At 72.4% G+C, this 373-nt stretch carries 1 pseudogene; it reads right to left on the bottom strand.

Annotated features, from left to right (window positions below):
- A pseudogene (locus AC5RUJ_RS18670) lies at positions 1-373 on the bottom strand (ATP-dependent helicase HrpB); the annotation flags it as partial.

The following is a 373-nucleotide window of genomic DNA, read 5'->3' as shown; positions in this document are numbered from 1 at the left end:
GCCAGGGGATGCAGTGCGGAAGGGCAGTCGACCACCGGGGCCGGCCCTTCGCCGTCGTGCGCGCCGATCAAGGCGGCGAAGCGCGGCGCGTCCAAGGTGGCCGACATCGCCACCAACGTGAGATCCCCGCGCAGCTGGCGGACCTCGCCGAGCATGCCGACCAGCAGGTCGGTCTCCAGGCCGCGCTCATGCACTTCATCCAGGATCACCGCGTCCGTCCCGTCCAGGCCGGGATCGGTGAGCAGCCTGCGCAGCAGGATTCCCGGCGTGACGAACTCGATCAGCGTCTGCGGGCCCGCCCGGCGTTCCCCGCGCACCGTATAGCCGACGCGTTCGCCCAGCCGGCTCCCATCCAGCGCGGCCAGGCGCCTGG

This window comes from Arthrobacter sp. Y3223164 (genome assembly GCF_059091005.1).
This window is presented reverse-complemented; position numbering and strand designations above follow the sequence as displayed.